The following is a 17,995-nucleotide window of genomic DNA, read 5'->3' as shown; positions in this document are numbered from 1 at the left end:
CGGGACAATGCACGGCATGACCGCCGTGCCCTCCGTGTCCAACTCCATCACCGTCCGTCTGACGCTCCCTGCCCGCGCCACCGCGGTCTCCGAGCTCACCGGGATCATCGAGAAGAGCGGGGGGCTGGTCACCGGGCTCGACGTCACGGCGTCGGGTGCCGGCCGCATCCGGGTCGACGTCACCGCAGCAGCGCGGGACACCACGCACGCCGACGAGATCGTCGAGCAGATGCGCGCCGTGCACGGCGTCGAGATCGGCAAGGTGTCCGACCGCACCTTCCTCGTGCACCTCGGCGGCAAGCTCAAGATCGAGTCGAAGGTCCCGATCCGCAACCGTGACGACCTTTCGCTGATCTACACCCCCGGCGTGGCCCGGGTGTGCATGGCGATCGCCGACAACCCGGCGGACGCACGCCGCCTGACCATCAAGCGCAACACCGTCGCGGTCGTCACCGACGGCTCGGCCGTCCTCGGACTGGGCAACATCGGCCCGCTCGGGGCGCTCCCGGTCATGGAGGGCAAGGCGGCGCTGTTCAAGCGCTTCGCCGACATCGACGCGTTCCCGATCTGCCTCGACACCCAGGACACCGAGGAGATCATCACCGCCGTCAAGGCGATCAGCCCGGTCTTCGCCGGCATCAACCTCGAGGACATCTCGGCGCCGCGGTGCTTCGAGATCGAGGCCCGGCTGCGCGAGGAGCTGGACATCCCCGTCTTCCACGACGACCAGCACGGCACCGCGATCGTCACGCTCGCCGCCCTGCGCAACGCGTTGCGCGTGGTCGGCAAGGAGCTCAGCGAGTCCAAGGTCGTCCTCAGCGGTGCGGGCGCCGCCGGCACCGCGATCCTCAAGCTGCTCCTCAAGGCCGGGGCGCAGGACGTCGTCGTCGCCGACCAGTACGGCGTGGTGCACAGCGCGCGCGAGGACCTGGCCGCGGACGGCCAGGAGAACCTCCGCTGGGTGGCCGAGCACACCAACACGCGGGGGCTGACGGGGACCCTCAAGGAGGCCGTGGGCGGCGCCGACGTCTTCATCGGCGTCTCCGCCCCGGGCATCCTCACCGGCGACGACATCGCCACGATGAACGACAAGGCGATCGTGTTCGCGATGGCCAACCCCGAGCCGGAGGTGGACCCCGCAGCAGCCGCCGAGCACGCTGCGGTCGTGGCCACGGGTCGTTCGGACTTCGCCAACCAGATCAACAACGTCCTGGTCTTCCCGGGCGTCTTCCGCGGCCTGCTCGACGCGGCGTCGACCTCGATCGACCTCGACGTGATGCTGGCCGCCGCCAAGGCGCTGTCGGAGGTCGTGCACCCCGACGAGCTCAACGCGGCCTACATCATCCCGAGCGTCTTCCACCCGGACGTGTCGAAGGTGGTCGCTGCCGCCGTCAAGGCAGCGGTGCTGGGGCAGAGCCCCGAGGCGGTCGAGCGCGCAGCGGTCGCCGAGGCAGGGTCACCCACGGGCGACGAGGCCGAACTCCTGCGCTAGCAGCTCCAGGCTGCGCAGCTTCGCGTCGAGGTCGGGCGTCGGTGCCACGAGGGTGATCTCGTCGGCGCCCGCCTCGTCCGCGAGGGCCGTGAGGCCCTTGGCGACGTCGCCGGCAGGACCGGCGAAGACCCGCCCCTCGAGGCTCGGCGCGATCCGGGCGAAGTCCTCGGAGAGCCGGAACTCGCGGATGTCGGCAGCGCTGGGTCGGGTGGTGTCGCCACTGCGGATCCGGCGCATCTGCAGGGCCCAGCCGGCCCGGAAGTCGGCGGCCACGTCCTCGTCGTCGGTGGCCAGCGCGAGCACGGAGATGATGACGCGGGGCGTGTCACCGACCAGGCCGGGACGGAAGTTCCGGCGGTACGCCTGCAGCGCGTCGACCGCGAGCTCGGGTGCCATGTGGTGGGCGAACACCGTCGTCATGCCGTTGGCCGCCGCGAACGACGAGCCCCACCCGCTCGACCCGAGCATGAGCAGCTCCGGCGAGGTGTCCACGACCGGGGTGGCCAGGACCGCCTTGAACGGGTGGTCGTCGGGCCAGGTGTCGGACAGGAAGGCCAGCAGCTCACCGGCCTGCTGTGGGAAGTCGTCGGCCGACAGGGCCTCCCGCGAACGACGCAGCGCGAACGCCGTGAGCTGGTCGGTGCCCGGCGCCCGCCCGAGGCCGAGGTCGATGCGCCCCGGGTGCAGCATCTCCAGCGTCTTGAACCACTCGGCCACCTTGAGGGGGGAGTGGTTCGGCAGCATGATCCCGGCCGCGCCGACCCGGATGCCCGAGGTCTGCCCCGCCAGGTGGGCGATGAGGATCTCGGGGGAGCTGCTCGCCAGCCCGGCGAAGCTGTGGTGCTCGCTGATCCAGTACCGCGCGTAGCCGAGCCGGTCGGCCGCCTGCGCCACGCGGGTGCTGCGGGCGATGGCGTCCTGGGCGCTCTGGCCGGCGGGGACGTCGACGAAGTCCAGCAACGACAACGGCCGGGTATGCGGTGTGGCGGGCTCGGGGGCTGCCGTTGCGGTCAGGGGGTCGGTCGCCGTGGCGGTGGTCGGTTCGTTCGTCGCAGTCACGTGGTGGGCAACACCGAGCGGCCGTGGCCGATTCCGCGGCGGGTGACCACGCCGCATACGCTGACCGGGTGAGCCTGCCGACCGACGTGAGCGAGCGGCCGGGGCGGACGGTGTCGCCGTGGTCGGCCTCGCGCGTGGCCGCGCTGGTGGTGGTCGCCGTGCACCTGGCGGCGCTGTACTGGCCGCGGGTCGACATCGTGGGGCCGGTGACCTGGACCGACAAGGTCGTGCACGTGCTGCTCTTCGGGGTGCCGACGGTGCTGGTCCTGAGGGCCTGGCCACGACGCTGGGCGCTGGTCGGGCTGCTGGCCCTGCACGCACCGGTCAGCGAGCTCGTCCAGCACTTCCTGCTTCCGAACCGGTCGGGGGATCCGTGGGACGCCGTGGCCGACCTCGGGGGAGTGGTGCTGGGGGTCACGCTGGCCGTGGTCGGAAGGCGTCGCCGGCGCTGGTAGTATTGGACTGCTCAGTTCGGCAGGCGCCTGGCAGCGCCACCGGAGGCACAGTGGCCTCACCACGTTTTCCCGACTCCGACTGAGCCCCACCGGATGACAACTGTTGATCCGGTCCAGCGGGCGCTGATGCGCCTGAGGCTCGTCTTCACCGTCGCCCTCGCCAGGTGGCTCGAGACGTGTCTACCTCGAGCACCTGAAGTGAGTTGAATATCTGTGCCCAAGAACCAGCGATCCGGCGCGCCCAAAAAGGCCCGTTGGACCCCTGACCAGAAGGCTGCCGCGAAGAAGGGCCCCAAGAAGGCCCACCGCGGACAGTCGGCTGCAGGCGGAGCTGCCGCCTCCCGTCCGGCCCGTGACGCCGACCGCCTGGCGCGTCGCGAGTTCAGCCGTGACGACAGCCGCGGCGAGCGCCGCCCCACCACCGACCGCGGCCCCCGCCGCGAGTTCAACCGTGACGACCGCCCCGCGCGTTCGTTCAACCGGGACGACCGGCCCCAGCGCCGCGACTCCCGTGACGAGCGCCCCGCGCGCTCGTTCAACCGTGACGACCGGCCCCAGCGCCGCGAGTTCAACCGTGACGACCGCCCGGTCCGTCGCTTCGACCGTGACGACAACCGTGGCCCGCGCCGCGAGTTCTCCCGCGATGAGCGCCCCCAGCGCAGCACCTACTCCCGTGAGGACCGCCCCGTGACCCGCTTTTCCAATGATGACAACCGTGGCCCGCGTCGTGACGCCGGCCGTGACGACCGCCCCGCTCGCACGTTCAACCGTGACGACCGTCCGGCCCGTACGTTCAACCGGGACGAGCGTCCCGCGCGTTCGAACGACGACCGCCCGGCCCGCACCTTCAACCGCGACGAGCGCCCCGCGCGTTCGTTCGACCGTGACGACCGTCCGGCCCGCACGTTCAACCGTGACGACCGTCCGGCCCGTACGTTCAACCGGGACGAGCGTCCCGCGCGTTCGAACGACGACCGCCCGGCCCGCACGTTCAACCGTGACGACCGTCCGGCCCGCACGTTCAACCGTGACGACCGTCCGGCCCGCACGTTCAACCGCGACGACAACCGCGGCCCGCGCCGCGAGTTCGACCGCAACGACCGCCCGCAGCGCTCGTTCGACCGCAACGACCGTCCGCGCTTCGAGGACCAGGTCGACCCCGAGGCCGAGCGCATGGAGGCCGACACCTGGGTCAAGGCGACCCGCAAGAGCGTCGACGGCCCCGTGAACGTCGCCGAGGACAACGGCTTCGCCGCCCTCGGTCTCTCGAGCCGCCTCGTCGAGCGCCTGGCCCGCGACGGCATCACCACGCCGTTCCCGATCCAGAACGCCACCATCCCGGACGCCCTGGCCGGCAAGGACGTCCTCGGCCGCGGCCAGACCGGCTCCGGCAAGACCCTGGCCTTCGGTCTGCCCGCCCTGTCGCGCCTCGACAACGGCCAGAAGGCGTCCCCGCGTCGCCCCCGTGCCCTCGTCATGGTGCCGACCCGTGAGCTCGCGATGCAGGTGTCCGACGCGCTCGAGCCCCTCGTGCACGTCCTCGGCCTGCGCCACAAGCTCGTCGCCGGTGGCCTGTCCTACACGACGCAGATCAACGCCCTGAACCGCGGCGTCGACCTGCTCATCGCGACCCCGGGTCGCCTCAAGGACCTGGTCGAGCGTGAGGCCGTCATCCTCGACTCCATCGAGATCTGCGTCCTGGACGAGGCCGACCACATGGCCGACATGGGCTTCATGCCCGAGGTCACCGCGATCCTCGACCAGATGCCGAAGGGCGGGCAGCGCATGCTGTTCTCCGCGACGCTGGACAAGGGTGTCGACAAGCTCGTCGAGGGCTACCTCACCGACCCGGTGACGCACTCCACCGACGACGCCAAGGCCTCGGTCACGACGATGGAGCACCACGTGCTGCTCATCGACCCGATGCACAAGAAGACCATCACCGCCGAGGTCGCCAACCGCTCGGGTCGCACCGTGGTCTTCGTCCGCACCAAGCTCGGTGCCGACCGCGTCGCCCTCCAGCTGCGCGAGCAGGGTGTCTTCGCGGCCGCCCTGCACGGTGGCCTCAACCAGGGCGCCCGCAACCGCGTCCTCGGGGCGTTCCGTGACGGCAGCCTCCCGGTGCTCGTCGCCACCGACGTCGCCGCACGCGGCATCCACGTCGACGACGTGTCCGTCGTCCTGCAGGTCGACCCGCCGGCCGACCACAAGGACTACCTGCACCGCTCGGGCCGTACCGCCCGCGCCGGTGACAAGGGCACGGTCGTGACCCTGGCCCTCCCGCACCAGCGCCGCACGATGGAGCGCATGGCCCGCGAGGCCGGCATCGACGCCGTCCCCACCAAGGCCGTCCCCGGTGACGAGCGCCTCGCGGCGACCGGCGCCGTCACCCCCAGTGGCATCCCGGTCCCCGAGGACCAGGTCCGTCGCGTCCTCGAGGGTGACAAGCGTGGTGGCCGTCGTCCCGGTGGACACGGTGGCCCGCGTGGCGGTGGCCCCCGCGGTGGTGGCCCCCGCGGCCCCCGCCAGGGTGGCGGCAGCCGCTCGTACGGCAGCGACCGCTCCGGCGGCCCCCGCGGCGAGCGCAGCAGCTACTCGCGCTGAGCACCGCCCTTCGGTGACTGACGCACGCTGACCCCAGCGGGCACCATCCGTTCACCGAGCATCACCCGAACAGCCAGAGCCCCGGTCCCTGTGACCGGGGCTCTGGCGTGGGTGGGCATGATGGGGGTGTGGACGCTGACCTCTCGGGCAACCTGCTCGTCGCGACACCCCAGATCGAGGACGGGGTGTTCTGCCGCAGCGTCGTCCTGCTCCTGCACCACGACGCCGAGGGCGCCCAGGGCGTGGTGCTCAACCGCCCCATGGAGGCGCGGATCGACGCGGTGCTGCCGGACTGGCAGGCGCACGCGACGGCGCCGGCCGTGCTGTTCGAGGGCGGTCCGGTGGGCCTCGACAGCGCGCTCGGGCTCGTCACCGCCCCCGGTGACGTGGAGCCGATGGGGGTCAAGCGCCTCTTCGGCGGACTGGGCCTGGTCGACCTCGACACCCCTCCCGCGATCGTCGTCCCCGAGGTGGCCGGGCTGCGGATCTTCGCCGGGTATGCCGGGTGGTCACCCGGGCAGCTCGAGGAGGAGATCAGCTCGGGGAGCTGGTACGTCGTGGAGTCCGAGGGCCGCGACGCGTTCGACGCCGACCCGGCGCAGCTGTGGACGCGGGTGCTGCGGCGCCAGCGCGACCACCTCGCGTTCGTGGCGACCTTCCCGGCCGACCCCGAGATGAACTGACCCGCTCCTCCCGGAGGCGGCCGGGGCGAACCCGGCGGGGGAGGAGGGTGGTGGCTCGGCGTCATACACTCGGACGCATGAGCGAGCCCCAGATCCCCCTGGACGACCCGCTGGCCCCGTCGGCCCAGCCCTCCACCTCCACCGCCGTGCTGGAGCGCGAGCAGGTCGAGGAGCAGCTCCAGGAGCCCGGTGACCACGAGCGGTTCTCGCACTACGTGCGCAAGGAGAAGATCCTCGAGAGCGCGCTGTCGGGCGAACCCGTCGTCGCGCTGTGCGGCAAGGTCTGGGTGCCCGGCCGCGACCCGAAGAAGTTCCCGGTCTGCCCGACGTGCAAGGAGATCTACGAAGGGCTGCGGGCCCCGCAGGACGGCGGCGAGTGACGCAGTTCGCGGCCGACAGGTTCCGGACCTGCCGAAACGCTGGCTGACTCTTTACCTCGACCTGTCGGCCCCGACCTCGCCGCAGACGTTCCCGCTCCTAGCGTTCCACGGTAGCCACCGACCGACCCGGACGGTGCGCCCCGTGAAAGGACGCTCATGAAGCTTCGCCCACGCATCGCCCTCACCTCCCTCGTCCTCGGCATGACCGCCGTCGGGCTCGGGCACGGCGCCGCCGTCGCCCAGCCGATGGCCGGCGAGAACACGGTCGCCGCCTCCTGCGAGACGCACACCGACGCCGTGAACACGGCCAGGTCGGCCAAGGGAGGCAACCGGGTCGACCCGCACGAGTTCAGCCAGGCGCAGGTCGACCGGCTCGAGGCGCAGTACCGCAAGGACGCTGCGGCCAAGGGTTTCTCCACCTCGAGCAACGGCAAGCTGGCGAAGTCCGACAGCCGCAAGCCGGTGGCGACCGCTGCCTTCGCGGCGACCACCGTGGACGTCTACTGGCACGTCATCACGAACGGGACCAGCGGCAAGCTGACCACCTCGCAGATCAACAGCCAGCTCACCGTCCTCAACAACGCCTACGCGTCGTCCGGCTTCTCGTTCCGCCTGGCCGGCACCGAGACGACGACCAACGCCGACTGGTTCAGCATCGCCTTCCCCGCGAGCGGCGCCGAGCCCAGCGACGCGAAGGCCATGAAGACGGCCCTGCACAAGGGCACCAAGGCTGCGCTGAACCTGTACTCGACGACGTTCTCCGACGGCACCCTCGGCTACGCCCAGTTCCCGTCCACGAACAACACCACCCTCGACGGCGTGGTCCTGGACTACCGCAGCATCCCCGGCGGCAGCCTCTCGCCCTACAACGAGGGCGACACCGCGACCCACGAGGTCGGCCACTGGGTCGGGCTCTACCACACCTTCCAGGGCGGCTGCTCGGGCAGCGGCGACTCGGTCGGTGACACCCCGGCGGAGGCCTCCCCGGCCTTCGGGTGCCCGACCGGCCGCGACACCTGCACGGCGACCGGTCTGGACCCCATCAAGAACTTCATGGACTACACCGACGACTCCTGCATGAACACCTTCACCGCGGGCCAGACGACCCGTATGCAGAACCAGTGGCTCACCTACCGCGGCTGACTCCAGCCACGGCAGCTGACCGACGCCGACACCCGGCCTCCGCGGGTGCAGACGTCTAGCACATCCCGAGGCCCCGGCAGCGATGCCGGGGCCTCGGCATGTCGTTTCCCGACACCGGCTAACGTGGCCGCCCTATGAGTACCGCCGCCGCCTCCCACCTCTCACCAGCGTTCCCGGAGCGGGCGGCGTGGGGCACGGCGTCGAAGCTCCGTGCCTGGCAGCAGGCCGCGCTGTCGTCCTACCTCGAGGCCGACCCCCGCGACTTCCTCGCGGTGGCGACGCCGGGGGCCGGGAAGACGACGTACGCGCTGCGCCTGGCCACCGAGCTGCTGGGCCGCGGCACCATCTCGGCCGTCACCATCGTGGCGCCCACTGAGCACCTCAAGACGCAGTGGGCCGAGGCGGCCGCCCGGGTCGGGATCCACATCGACCCGAAGTTCTCCAACTCCTCGGCCCGGCACTCCAGCGAGTACGACGGCGTCGCGCTGACCTACGCCCAGGTCGCCAGCCGCCCGTCCCTGCACCGCACCCGGACCGAGTCGGCGCCCACGCTCGTGATCCTCGACGAGATCCACCACGGCGGCGACAACCTGTCCTGGGGTGACGCGATCCGTGAGGCGTTCGAGCCCGCCGCCCGCCGGCTGGCGCTGACCGGCACGCCCTTCCGGTCCGACACCTCGCCCATCCCGTTCGTCACGTACGCCGAGGACCGCGACGGCATCCGCCGTTCGTCCGCGGACTACACCTACGGGTACGCCGAGGCGCTGCGCGACGGAGTCGTCCGGCCCGTCCTCTTCCTCGCGTACGGCGGGGCGATGCGCTGGCGCACCAAGGCCGGCGACGAGATCGCCGCCCGCCTCGGGGAGATGCTCACCAAGGACTCGATGGCCCAGGCGTGGCGCACCGCGCTGGACCCCAAGGGCGAGTGGATCCCCTCCGTCCTCGCGGCGGCCGACAAGCGCCTCACCGAGGTGCGGCGCGGGGTCCCGGACGCCGGTGGCCTCGTCATCGCGTCCAACCAGACCGCGGCCCGCGCCTACGCCAGGATCCTCGAGGCGATCACGGGCGAGAAGGTCACCTCGGTGCTGTCCGACGACGCGGGCTCCTCGGAGCGGATCGAGGAGTATGCCGCGGGCGACTCGCGCTGGATGGTGGCCGTGCGCATGGTGTCCGAGGGGGTCGACGTGCCCCGGCTGTGCGTCGGTGTCTACGCGACCTCCACGTCCACGCCGCTGTTCTTCGCCCAGGCGGTCGGCCGCTTCGTGCGCGCCCGCCGCCGGGGTGAGACCGCCTCGGTCTTCCTGCCGTCGGTGCCGGTCATCCTCGAGCACGCGGCCCGGCTCGAGGACGAGCGCGACCACGCCCTCGACCGGGTCACCAAGGACGACAACAGCGCCTCGGCGATGTGGGCCGAGGAGGACGCCCTCATCGATGCGGCCAACCGGACCGCGCGGACCCCGGACATGGACCAGATGACCTTCGAGGCGCTGGAGTCCGACGCGGAGTTCGACCACGTCCTCTTCGACGCCAAGCAGTTCGGGTTGAACGCGGTGGTCGGGTCCGACGAGGAGCAGGAGTACCTCGGTCTCCCTGGCCTGCTCGAGCCGGACCAGATGTCGTTGCTGCTGCACGAGCGCCAGACCGCCCAGCACGGACGCCGTCCCAAGGCGGCGGACGCGCAGGTGGCCGTCTCGGCCCACCGCGCGCTGGCAGCTCAGCGCAAGGAGCTCAACAAGCTCGTGGCCGCCTACGCCCGCAAGAACAACGCGCCGCACGGGGTCGTGCACAACGATCTGCGCCGCGCCTGCGGAGGCCCGTCGCTCGACGAGGCCACCTCCGAGCAGGTCACCGCCCGGATCGACAAGATCCGCGCGTGGTTCGTCGGCCGCCGCTGACCTCGACCCGCTGGGCGGTGGGCCTCAGCCCCCGGACTGGACCAGGGGCAGGGTGCGCAGCGGGATCCGGGTCGCCAGCGAGATCGTCGTGTTGGCGCGCACGACGTGCTGGTCGTCCACGACGGCGTCGATGACGCGCTGCAGGTCCGCGTTGTCGCGGGCGACGATGTGGATGAAGACGTCTCCGGAGCCGGTGATCGTGTGGGCCTCCAGCACCTCGGGGATCGCCTCCAGGTGCTCCACGACGGGGGAGTGGCCGCGACCCTGGCGGATCTCGAGCGTGCAGAAGGCAGAGACGGGGTAACCCATCGACGCAGGGTCGAGCTGCGGGGCCCAGGACCGGATCACGCCGCGCGCGACGAGGCGGTCCAGCCGCGCCTGCACCGTGCCCCGGGCGACGCCGAGCTCGCGGGACGCCCCGAGCACGCCCATCTGCGGGTGGTCGGTGAAGAGGGCGAGCACGCGCCGGTCGAGGTCGTCGAGGATCATGGTCACATTGTCCACCCAGCCGGGCTGAACGGCAGGCACTCTGCGCACACTGTGCAACGCGGCGGTGCACGGTTGCACACAGGACACGCAGCCGCCACGCTGCAGCCATGACGGACACCACCCTTGACCTGACCCCCCAGGAGCGCGAGGCGAACCTCGACATCGAGCAGCTCAAGCAGCTCGTCGGGCTCGTGGAGTACGACGAGACGAAGGACCCGTTCCCGGTGACCGGGTGGGACTCCATCGTCTTCGTGGTCGGCAACGCCAGCCAGACCGCGCACTACTACCAGTCCGCGTGGGGCATGGAGCTCGTCGCCTACAGCGGCCCCGAGAACGGCCAGCGCGACCACAAGTCGTTCGTGCTCAAGTCCGGCTCGATCCGGTTCGTCATCAACGGCGCCGTCAGCCCCGACAGCCCGCTCATCAAGCACCACGCCAAGCACGGTGACGGCGTCGTCGACATCTCGCTCGAGGTGCCCGACGTCGACAGGTGCGTCGCGCAGGCCAAGTCCGCCGGCGCCCGCGTGGTGCGCGAGGCCGAGGACATCACCGACGAGCACGGCACGGTCCGCATCGCCTCGATCGCGACCTACGGCGAGACCGTGCACACCCTCGTCGACCGCTCGGGTTACACCGGTCCCTACCTGCCCGGCTACGTCGCCAAGCAGTCCACGTGGGTGAAGCGTGAGGGCGCCCCGAAGCGGCTCTTCCAGGCCCTCGACCACATCGTCGGCAACGTCGAGCTCGGCAAGATGGACGAGTGGGTGACCTTCTACAACAAGGTCATGGGCTTCGTGAACATGGCCGAGTTCATCGGTGACGACATCGCCACCGACTACTCGGCGCTCATGTCCAAGGTCGTGGCGAACGGCAACCACCGCGTCAAGTTCCCGCTCAACGAGCCGGCGATCGCCAAGCGCAAGAGCCAGATCGACGAGTACCTCGAGTTCTACGACGGTCCCGGTGCCCAGCACCTCGCCCTGGCGACGAACGACATCCTGCGCACCGTCGACGAGCTGCGCGCCAACGGCGTCGAGTTCCTCGACACTCCCGACTCCTACTACGAGGACGAGGAGCTCCGTTCGCGCATCGGCGAGGTGCGTGCCCCGATCGAGGAGCTGCAGAAGCGCAAGATCCTCGTCGACCGCGACGAGGACGGCTACCTCCTGCAGATCTTCACCAAGCCCCTCGGCGACCGCCCCACGGTGTTCTTCGAGATCATCGAGCGGCACGGTTCGCTCGGCTTCGGCAAGGGCAACTTCAAGGCGCTGTTCGAGGCCATCGAGCGCGAGCAGGACGCGCGCGGCAACCTCTGAGCTTCGCAGCACGGCCGTGAGGGCCGGTATGGCGCGTGGTCACCACGCGCCATACCGGCCCTGCGTCGTCTCCACCCGCCCGACTGGGCGCTGGCTCCGTCAGTCCCGCTGGGCGAGTCGGGCGTTGCGTCGGCCGTAGACCAGGTAGATCACCAGGCCGAGGACCATCCAGATGAGGAACCGCGACCAGGTCTCGAGCGACAGGTTCGTCATGAGGTAGAGGCAGGCCAGTGCCGACAGCACGGGGATGACGGGGTTGAAGGGGACACGGAACGGCCGCTTCATGTCGGGTCGGGTGCGGCGCAGGATCGGCACGGCGATGGAGACCACGACGAACGCGAACAGCGTCCCGATGCTCACGAGGTCGGCGAGGTCCTTGAGCGGGATGAAGGCCGCGAGCAGCGCGACGAGGACGATGGTGCCCATCGTGATGCGGTAGGGCGTCCCCCACTTCGGGTGGACCTTGGCCACCGCAGGCGGCAGCAGCCGGTCGCGGCCCATCGAGAAGCCGATCCGCCCCATCGCCACGATGTCGACGAGGATGACGGAGGTGAGCCCGGCCACGGCCGCGATGGAGATCAGCGTGGCTGCCCAGCCCGCACCGACGGCCTTGAAGGCGCTCGCGATCGGGGCGCCCTCGTCCAGCTGGCCGTAGGGGACCATCCCGGTGATGACGAGCGAGACACCGATGTAGAGCACGGTGCAGATGCCGAGGGTGCCGAGCAGGCCCAGGGGGAGGTCGCGGCTGGGGCGCTTGGTCTCCTCGCCGAGGTTGGCCACCGCCTCGAAGCCGGTGTAGGCGAAGAACACGACCGCGGCAGCGGTCAGGACACCGGCGAACCCGAAGGCCGTGGGCTCGATGCCGAAGACGGCCTGGCTGAGCGGCTGCTTGATGCCGGAGACCCCTGCCTTGACGGGTTCCGCCGGAGGGATGAACGGGGTGAGGTTGGCGCCCTTGACGAAGAACGCGCCGGCGATGATGACGAAGAAGCAGATGGCGACCTTGATCGCGACGAGGGTGTTCGTCACGCGGGCGCTCTCGCGGATGCCCACGACCGCCACGACCCCGAGGACGAGCACGATGGCGACCGCACCGAAGTTGACCGGCGCCTGCTCCCCGAACAGGGACGTCGGCAGGTCGAACAGCTGCCTCATGTAGCCCGACCAGCCGCGCGCGACCACCGCCGCACCGAGGGCGAACTCGAGGATGAGGTCCCAGCCGATGATCCACGCGAAGACCTCGCCGATCGTCGCGTAGGCGTACGTGTACGCGCTGCCGGCCGTCGGCACCGCGGCAGCCATCTCGGCGTAGCAGAGGGCCGCCAGCAGGCTGACCACCCCGGCGATCGCGAACGAGATGACGACGCCCGGGCCCGCGTGGTTCTTGGCCTCGATCCCGGTGAGGGTGAAGATCCCCGTGCCGATGACGATGCCGATCCCGAAACCCATCAGGTCGCCGGCGCCGAGGTGGCGCCTGAGCCTGCTGCCGCTGCTGCCGTCCTCGGTCCCCGGGTCACCCGCCTGGGCCAGGACGTCCTCGACGGGTTTGGTGCGAAGGATCGAGTCACTCATGGGAATTCACCCTAGGTGGGGCCCGGTGGTGCCGCTCGTCGGCGCAGGGCCGGGTGCGTGAGAGGCTGAGCCCATGCAGACCCCCGAGCGCGCCGGCTGGTTCGACGACCCCGAGAACGACCAGCAGCTGAGGTACTTCGACGGGGTGGTGTGGACCAAGCACACCACCCCGCGTTCGACGCGGCAGGCCTCCTCGGCTCCGGGCCAGCCCGGTCAGCAGCAGTTCCCCGGGCAGGGCCACCCGCCGCAGTACCCGGGGCAGACCCAGTCGGGTGCGGGCACGGCTGGTTCGGGCGCAGCGGGTGGGACGGCGCAGCCCCCCGCGCAGGCAGAGGGCCAGGGCGCTTCGTCCACGCCGCCGGGCGGTGGGTGGCAGGCGCCGAACCCCCAGTTCCCCGGGACCCCCCAGTCCGGGCAGTGGAACGCCCCGCAGGCGCAGCCCGGCCAGCCGGTCGGGTCCCAGGCCGGCGGGCAGTACCCCGCGCAGCAGCCCGGGTACCCCGCGCCGTGGGAGACCCCCGGGTACGGCGGCTTCGTCACCGGTCCGGCCACGCCCGACGGTCAGCCGCTGGCGACCTTCTGGCAGCGGGTCGGCGCGTACCTCATCGACGCGCTCATCCAGTTCCTGCTCGTCGTCGTGCTCGCCGGGTGGCTCCTGGTCCGCGCCCTCGGGCCCGTGCTGGACGACTTCCGCCGGGCCGTGGAGTCCAACGACCCCGCTGCGTTCGAGTCGATCAACACGTCCAACCTCGGCTACGGCTCACTGATCGCCTTCGCGCTGGTCTCGGCGGCGATCCAGTTCGCCTACAGCGTCCTGTTCCTGTCCCGCACGGGCGCGACCCCGGGCAAGGCGGCGCTCGGCCTCAGCGTCCGGCTCCGGGAGCGCCCCGGTGTCCCGAGCCTCGGGGTCGCCGCCCGCCGTTCGTCGGTCCAGTCCGGGCTGAGCCTGCTGTCCAACATCCCGGTGCTCGGCAACTTCGCCGGGCTGGCCGCCCTCCTGGACCTGCTGTGGCCGGCGTGGGACGACAAGAAGCAGGCCCTGCACGACAAGGTGGCCGCCACGAACGTCGTCAAGGGCAAGCAGCCCCGCCCCTGACGCGTCTCAGCGGGCAGGGGTGATCGTCCCGCGCACCTCGCCCAGTCCCACGCGCGCACCGTCCGGCCCCGGCGCCCAGCCGCGGATGACCACGGTGTCGCCGTCCTCGAGGAACGACCGGGTGCTCCCGTCGGCCAGCTCGATCGGCTCGGTGCCGTTCCACGAGAGCTCCAGGAAGCTGCCGCGGGTGTCGCGCGCGGTACCGGAGATCGTCCCGGAGCCGAACAGGTCACCCGGGCGCACCATGGCCCCGTTGACGGTGAGGTGGGCCAGCATCTGGGCCGGCGACCAGTACATGTCCCGGTACTCGGGGCGGGTGACGACCGTCCCGTTGAGCTCCACCTCGTAGTGCACGTCCAGCCCGTACGCCGCGCCGCTCCCGACGAGGTATGGCAGCGGCGACGGGTCCTGGGCCGGGATCGGGAGGCGGGCGGCCGAGAGCGCGGCGAGGGGCACCACCCAGCCGGAGATGCTTGTCGCGAACGACTTCCCGAGGAACGGGCCCAGGGGGACGTACTCCCACGCCTGGATGTCCCTGGCGCTCCAGTCGTTGAGGAGCACGACGCCGAACAGGTGGTCGTCCGCGTCGTCGACCGCCACGCGGGCGCCGAGGGGAGTGGAGCCACCCACCACGAACCCGAGCTCGGCCTCGATGTCCAGCCGGATGCTCGGCCCGAACGTGGGGGCGGTGTCCGACGGCGCCTTGCGCTGCCCGGTCGGCCGGACCACGTCCGTACCGGACACGACGACGGTCCCCGCCCGGCCGTGGTACCCGATGGGCAGGTGCTTCCAGTTCGGCGTGAGCGGCTCGGAGTCGGGGCGGAAGATCCGGCCGACGTTGGTCGCGTGGTGCTCGCTGGCGTAGAAGTCGACGTAGTCGGCGACCTCGATCGGCAGGTGCATCCGCACGTCCTCGAGCGGGACGAGGTGGGGCTCGACGCAGTCGCGTCGGGTGTCGCTGGTGAGCACCTCGACGAGCCACGCCCGGGCCGCGTCCCACGCGGGCCTGCCCCGGGTGAGGAAGGGGTTCAGGGAGGGGGCGAGCCAGACCTCGCCGGACTCCATACCGGCCTGCTCGGCGCACGCACCGGCGTCGAGGACATGGTCACCGATCCGCACCCCCACCCGCGGGGCCGAGCCCTGCGTCGAGAACACTCCGTAGGGCAGCGTCTGGAGGCCGAAGGGGTGGTCGGCGGGCAGGTCCAGCCACGGTGCGGGGGTGGTCGCGTCCTGGGTCATGGGTCAGGCTCCTTCGATGAGGCGACGCGCCGTGAGCTCGCCGATCGGGTCGGTGACTTCACAGCATCCGTATGCCGTGAAGGTCCTGCGTAGGGCGGCGGCGCCGTCCGCGTCGAGGAGGGCCGTGCGCTCCACCAGCGTGTCGGTGTCGCGCTCGCGGAGCGCGTCCGTGACGTCGTCGGGTGGGCCGCCGGTGACCGCGGCGTGCACGGCGAGGAGCACGTTGAGCAGTCCGTGCTGCTCGCCCTCGGACCGGGCCCCGCGCACGAGGTGGTGCAACCCACCGGTGAGCTTGAAGGGCACGCCCCGCTCGACCGCGGCCCGCACGAACCCCGCGAGCTCGTCCTCGTCGGGCCACGCCCACGTCGGGGTGGCACCGGTCCGGAACTTGGCCTGGACCGTGCCCTCGCCGAGAGCAGTCCCGAGGTCGTCGAGGGCCCGGGCCTGCTCCGGCCCCCGCGGCACCTCGAGGGTCACGGGGAGGCCGTCGAGGTCTGCTTCGCGCCACTGGGGGGACCACGCCATCTCGACGCCGACGGCGGTGACGCCGCCGGCCGCGGAGAGCAGGGCGACCGCCTGCTCCACCTCCCGGGTGGTGACACCGGGACGGGCGACCAGGGCCACCTCGAGGACGGGGGACACCGCCGAGGCGCTGGCTGCCGCGACCTGTTCGAGCGCGGTCGCCGACGACACGGGGACCAGGAGCGGACCGACCAGCCACGCGTACGCCGCGGCACGGTGGAACCGGTGCAGGCGCACGGCCTCGTCCAGCGGTGCGTTCCCCGGGGGGAAGACCGCGGCGTCGTCGACGAGCCGGGCGAACAGTCCCCGGTCCGCGACGCGCGGAAGGGCTGTCGTCGACGGCGGTGTCATGGCGGCGAGGCTACTAGGGTGGCAAGCGGCCGAGGACCCGGCCCGAGGTCCCTGCGCGACGACGCGACGGGACCGGCGACGAGACCACGACGAGGTGGACAGTGGCGCACTACCAGGCCATGGGGAACATCCCGCCCAAGCGGCACACGCAGCACCGGCGACCGGCCCGCGGCGGCCGACCCGGCGAGCTCTACTACGAGGAGCTCATGGGGGAGGAGGGGTTCTCCTCGGACTCCTCCCTGCTCTACCACCGCAACATCCCCTCGACCGTGGTCGGGGCGCGCGAGTGGTCCATCGGTGACCTCTCCACGACGCCGAACCACCCGCTGGTGCCGCGTCACCTTAAGCTGCACGACCTGTTCGCGCCCAAGGACGTCAGGAACACCGACGTCGTGACCGGGCGTCGCCTCGTGCTCGGCAACGGCGACGTGCGCATCTCGTATGCCGTGGCCGGCGCCCCGAGTCCCTGGTACCGCAACGGGGTGGGCGACGAGTGCGTCTACATCGAGCGCGGTCGGGCCCGCGTGGAGACGGTGTTCGGCGCGTTCGACGTCGCCGAGGGTGACTACGTCATCATCCCGAGGGCGACGACCCACCGGTGGATCCCGAAACGGTCCACCAAGGACCCGCTGCGGGCGTACGCCATCGAGGCCAACTCCCACATCGCGCCGCCGAAGCGCTACCTGTCGAAGTACGGGCAGCTGCTCGAGCACGCGCCGTACTGCGAGCGGGACCTGCGCGGCCCCGCAGGCCCGCTGCTGGCCGAGGACGTGGGGGCCAGGGCGGACGACGAGTCCGAGGTCTTCATCAAGCACCGGGGCAACGGCCCGGGCGGGATCGTCGGGACCGTGCACACCCTGCCCTTCCACCCGCTCGACGTCGTCGGCTGGGACGGCTGCCTCTACCCGTACGTGTTCAACGTGCGCGACTACGAGCCCATCACGGGGCGGGTGCACCAGCCGCCGCCGGTGCACCAGGTCTTCGAGGGCTGGAACTTCGTCATCTGCAACTTCGTGCCGCGCAAGGTGGACTACCACCCGCTGTCGATCCCGGTGCCGTACTACCACTCGAACGTCGACAGCGACGAGATCATGTTCTACGTCGACGGCGACTACGAGGCGCGCAAGGGATCGGGCATCGGCAAGGGCTCGATCTCGGTGCACCCCGGCGGCCACGCGCACGGCCCGCAGCCGGGGGCGAGCGAGGCGTCCATCGGCACGGAGTACTTCGACGAGCTCGCCGTCATGGTCGACACCTTCCGCCCGCTGGAGCTGGGGGAGGGCGGCCGCGCGGTCGACGACGGCGAATACGTGTGGTCCTGGAGCCGTCCACGCACCTCCTGAGGGCGCGGAGACGCCTCCAGCACCAGGGCGCTCGGACGGAAACCGTTGCGCTGCAACGGTTTCCGCTCCCCACAAGCACGGATCGAGGGCGATCCAGCCGCCGATCGGGGGCGTGCGCACCTCGATTTTGGACTCTCGCCGATCATGGTCTACAGTTGGGTCATCGCCGAACGCCAAGCGCGCTTCGATCCAAGGCTTCCTGCACAGGGAGAACGGATTTGACGCCCAAGTTGCGAGGCGAGTAACCTTGAACGGTTGCCCCAAACACCCGGCCGGAAACGGCGAGTGGATGGTGTGCGTCCGATCCTTGAGAACTCAACAGCGTGTCAAAAATCGATGCCAATTACCTCGTCTCT

General features: G+C 71.1%; 15 protein-coding genes. 10 read left to right on the top strand and 5 right to left on the bottom strand.

Going from position 1 to position 17,995, the window contains the following annotated elements; translation table 11 throughout:
- The first annotated feature begins 16 nt into the window (after positions 1-16).
- Positions 17-1,492 (top strand): malic enzyme-like NAD(P)-binding protein, encoded by a 1,476-nt coding sequence (locus ACYVKF_RS00075; protein WP_460963915.1) that lies wholly within the window; start codon positions 17-19, stop codon positions 1,490-1,492.
- Here the strand turns inward: ACYVKF_RS00075 and ACYVKF_RS00070 are convergent.
- Complete coding sequence (locus tag ACYVKF_RS00070; protein WP_460963913.1) at positions 1,457-2,551, bottom strand: LLM class flavin-dependent oxidoreductase; 1,095 nt, start codon at positions 2,549-2,551, stop codon at positions 1,457-1,459. The genes ACYVKF_RS00075 and ACYVKF_RS00070 overlap by 36 nt on opposite strands.
- Before the next feature lie 68 nt (positions 2,552-2,619).
- On the opposite strand from ACYVKF_RS00070, the gene ACYVKF_RS00065 reads away from it, so the two are divergent.
- From ACYVKF_RS00065 to ACYVKF_RS00040, 6 genes are all read left to right on the top strand, one after another.
- A complete protein-coding gene (locus tag ACYVKF_RS00065; RefSeq protein WP_304438303.1) occupies positions 2,620-3,006 on the top strand; it encodes a VanZ family protein in 387 nt (128 codons plus the stop codon).
- Between the two features lie 213 nt (positions 3,007-3,219).
- Positions 3,220-5,610, top strand: a complete 2,391-nt coding sequence (locus ACYVKF_RS00060) for a DEAD/DEAH box helicase (protein WP_460963908.1) — start codon at positions 3,220-3,222, stop codon at positions 5,608-5,610.
- 128 nt (positions 5,611-5,738) lie between these two features.
- Positions 5,739-6,293 carry a YqgE/AlgH family protein gene (locus ACYVKF_RS00055; RefSeq protein ID WP_056917022.1) on the top strand — a complete coding sequence of 185 codons (555 nt, stop codon included), beginning with the start codon at positions 5,739-5,741 and terminating at the stop codon, positions 6,291-6,293.
- A 77-nt stretch (positions 6,294-6,370) separates the two neighbouring features.
- Positions 6,371-6,673 carry a DUF3039 domain-containing protein gene (locus ACYVKF_RS00050; protein WP_056917023.1) on the top strand — a complete coding sequence of 101 codons (303 nt, stop codon included), beginning with the start codon at positions 6,371-6,373 and terminating at the stop codon, positions 6,671-6,673.
- A gap of 156 nt (positions 6,674-6,829) precedes the next feature.
- Positions 6,830-7,816 (top strand): zinc metalloprotease, encoded by a 987-nt coding sequence (locus ACYVKF_RS00045; RefSeq protein WP_056917024.1) that lies wholly within the window; start codon positions 6,830-6,832, stop codon positions 7,814-7,816.
- Between the two features lie 134 nt (positions 7,817-7,950).
- Positions 7,951-9,711 (top strand): DEAD/DEAH box helicase, encoded by a 1,761-nt coding sequence (locus tag ACYVKF_RS00040; protein WP_460963904.1) that lies wholly within the window; start codon positions 7,951-7,953, stop codon positions 9,709-9,711.
- 24 nt (positions 9,712-9,735) lie between these two features.
- Here ACYVKF_RS00040 and ACYVKF_RS00035 read toward each other — a convergent pair whose 3' ends face one another.
- Positions 9,736-10,200 carry an Lrp/AsnC family transcriptional regulator gene (locus tag ACYVKF_RS00035; RefSeq protein ID WP_056917026.1) on the bottom strand — a complete coding sequence of 155 codons (465 nt, stop codon included), beginning with the start codon at positions 10,198-10,200 and terminating at the stop codon, positions 9,736-9,738.
- A gap of 107 nt (positions 10,201-10,307) precedes the next feature.
- Here ACYVKF_RS00035 and hppD point away from each other — a divergent pair, with 107 nt between their 5' ends.
- Complete coding sequence (hppD, locus tag ACYVKF_RS00030) at positions 10,308-11,516, top strand: 4-hydroxyphenylpyruvate dioxygenase (RefSeq protein ID WP_056917027.1); 1,209 nt, start codon at positions 10,308-10,310, stop codon at positions 11,514-11,516.
- Between the two features lie 99 nt (positions 11,517-11,615).
- Here the strand turns inward: hppD and ACYVKF_RS00025 are convergent, their stop codons facing one another.
- Positions 11,616-13,088 (bottom strand): amino acid permease, encoded by a 1,473-nt coding sequence (locus ACYVKF_RS00025; RefSeq protein WP_056918820.1) that lies wholly within the window; start codon positions 13,086-13,088, stop codon positions 11,616-11,618.
- A gap of 73 nt (positions 13,089-13,161) precedes the next feature.
- On the opposite strand from ACYVKF_RS00025, the gene ACYVKF_RS00020 reads away from it, so the two are divergent.
- Positions 13,162-14,184, top strand: a complete 1,023-nt coding sequence (locus ACYVKF_RS00020) for an RDD family protein (RefSeq protein WP_460963900.1) — start codon at positions 13,162-13,164, stop codon at positions 14,182-14,184.
- A gap of 6 nt (positions 14,185-14,190) precedes the next feature.
- Here the strand turns inward: ACYVKF_RS00020 and fahA are convergent, their stop codons facing one another.
- Positions 14,191-15,423 carry a fumarylacetoacetase gene (fahA, locus tag ACYVKF_RS00015; protein ID WP_460963898.1) on the bottom strand — a complete coding sequence of 411 codons (1,233 nt, stop codon included), beginning with the start codon at positions 15,421-15,423 and terminating at the stop codon, positions 14,191-14,193.
- 3 nt (positions 15,424-15,426) lie between these two features.
- Positions 15,427-16,296 (bottom strand): hypothetical protein, encoded by an 870-nt coding sequence (locus ACYVKF_RS00010; RefSeq protein ID WP_460963896.1) that lies wholly within the window; start codon positions 16,294-16,296, stop codon positions 15,427-15,429.
- A gap of 101 nt (positions 16,297-16,397) precedes the next feature.
- Here ACYVKF_RS00010 and ACYVKF_RS00005 point away from each other — a divergent pair, with 101 nt between their 5' ends.
- The gene (locus ACYVKF_RS00005; protein ID WP_460963894.1) at positions 16,398-17,639 is read left to right on the top strand and encodes a homogentisate 1,2-dioxygenase domain-containing protein; all 1,242 of its coding nucleotides are present in this window, start codon (positions 16,398-16,400) and stop codon (positions 17,637-17,639) included.
- Positions 17,640-17,995 lie beyond the last annotated feature (356 nt).

It is taken from the genome of Pedococcus soli, assembly GCF_054782575.1.
The sequence above is the reverse complement of the archived record's forward strand: the minus strand, read 5'-3'. Positions and strand labels throughout refer to the sequence as shown.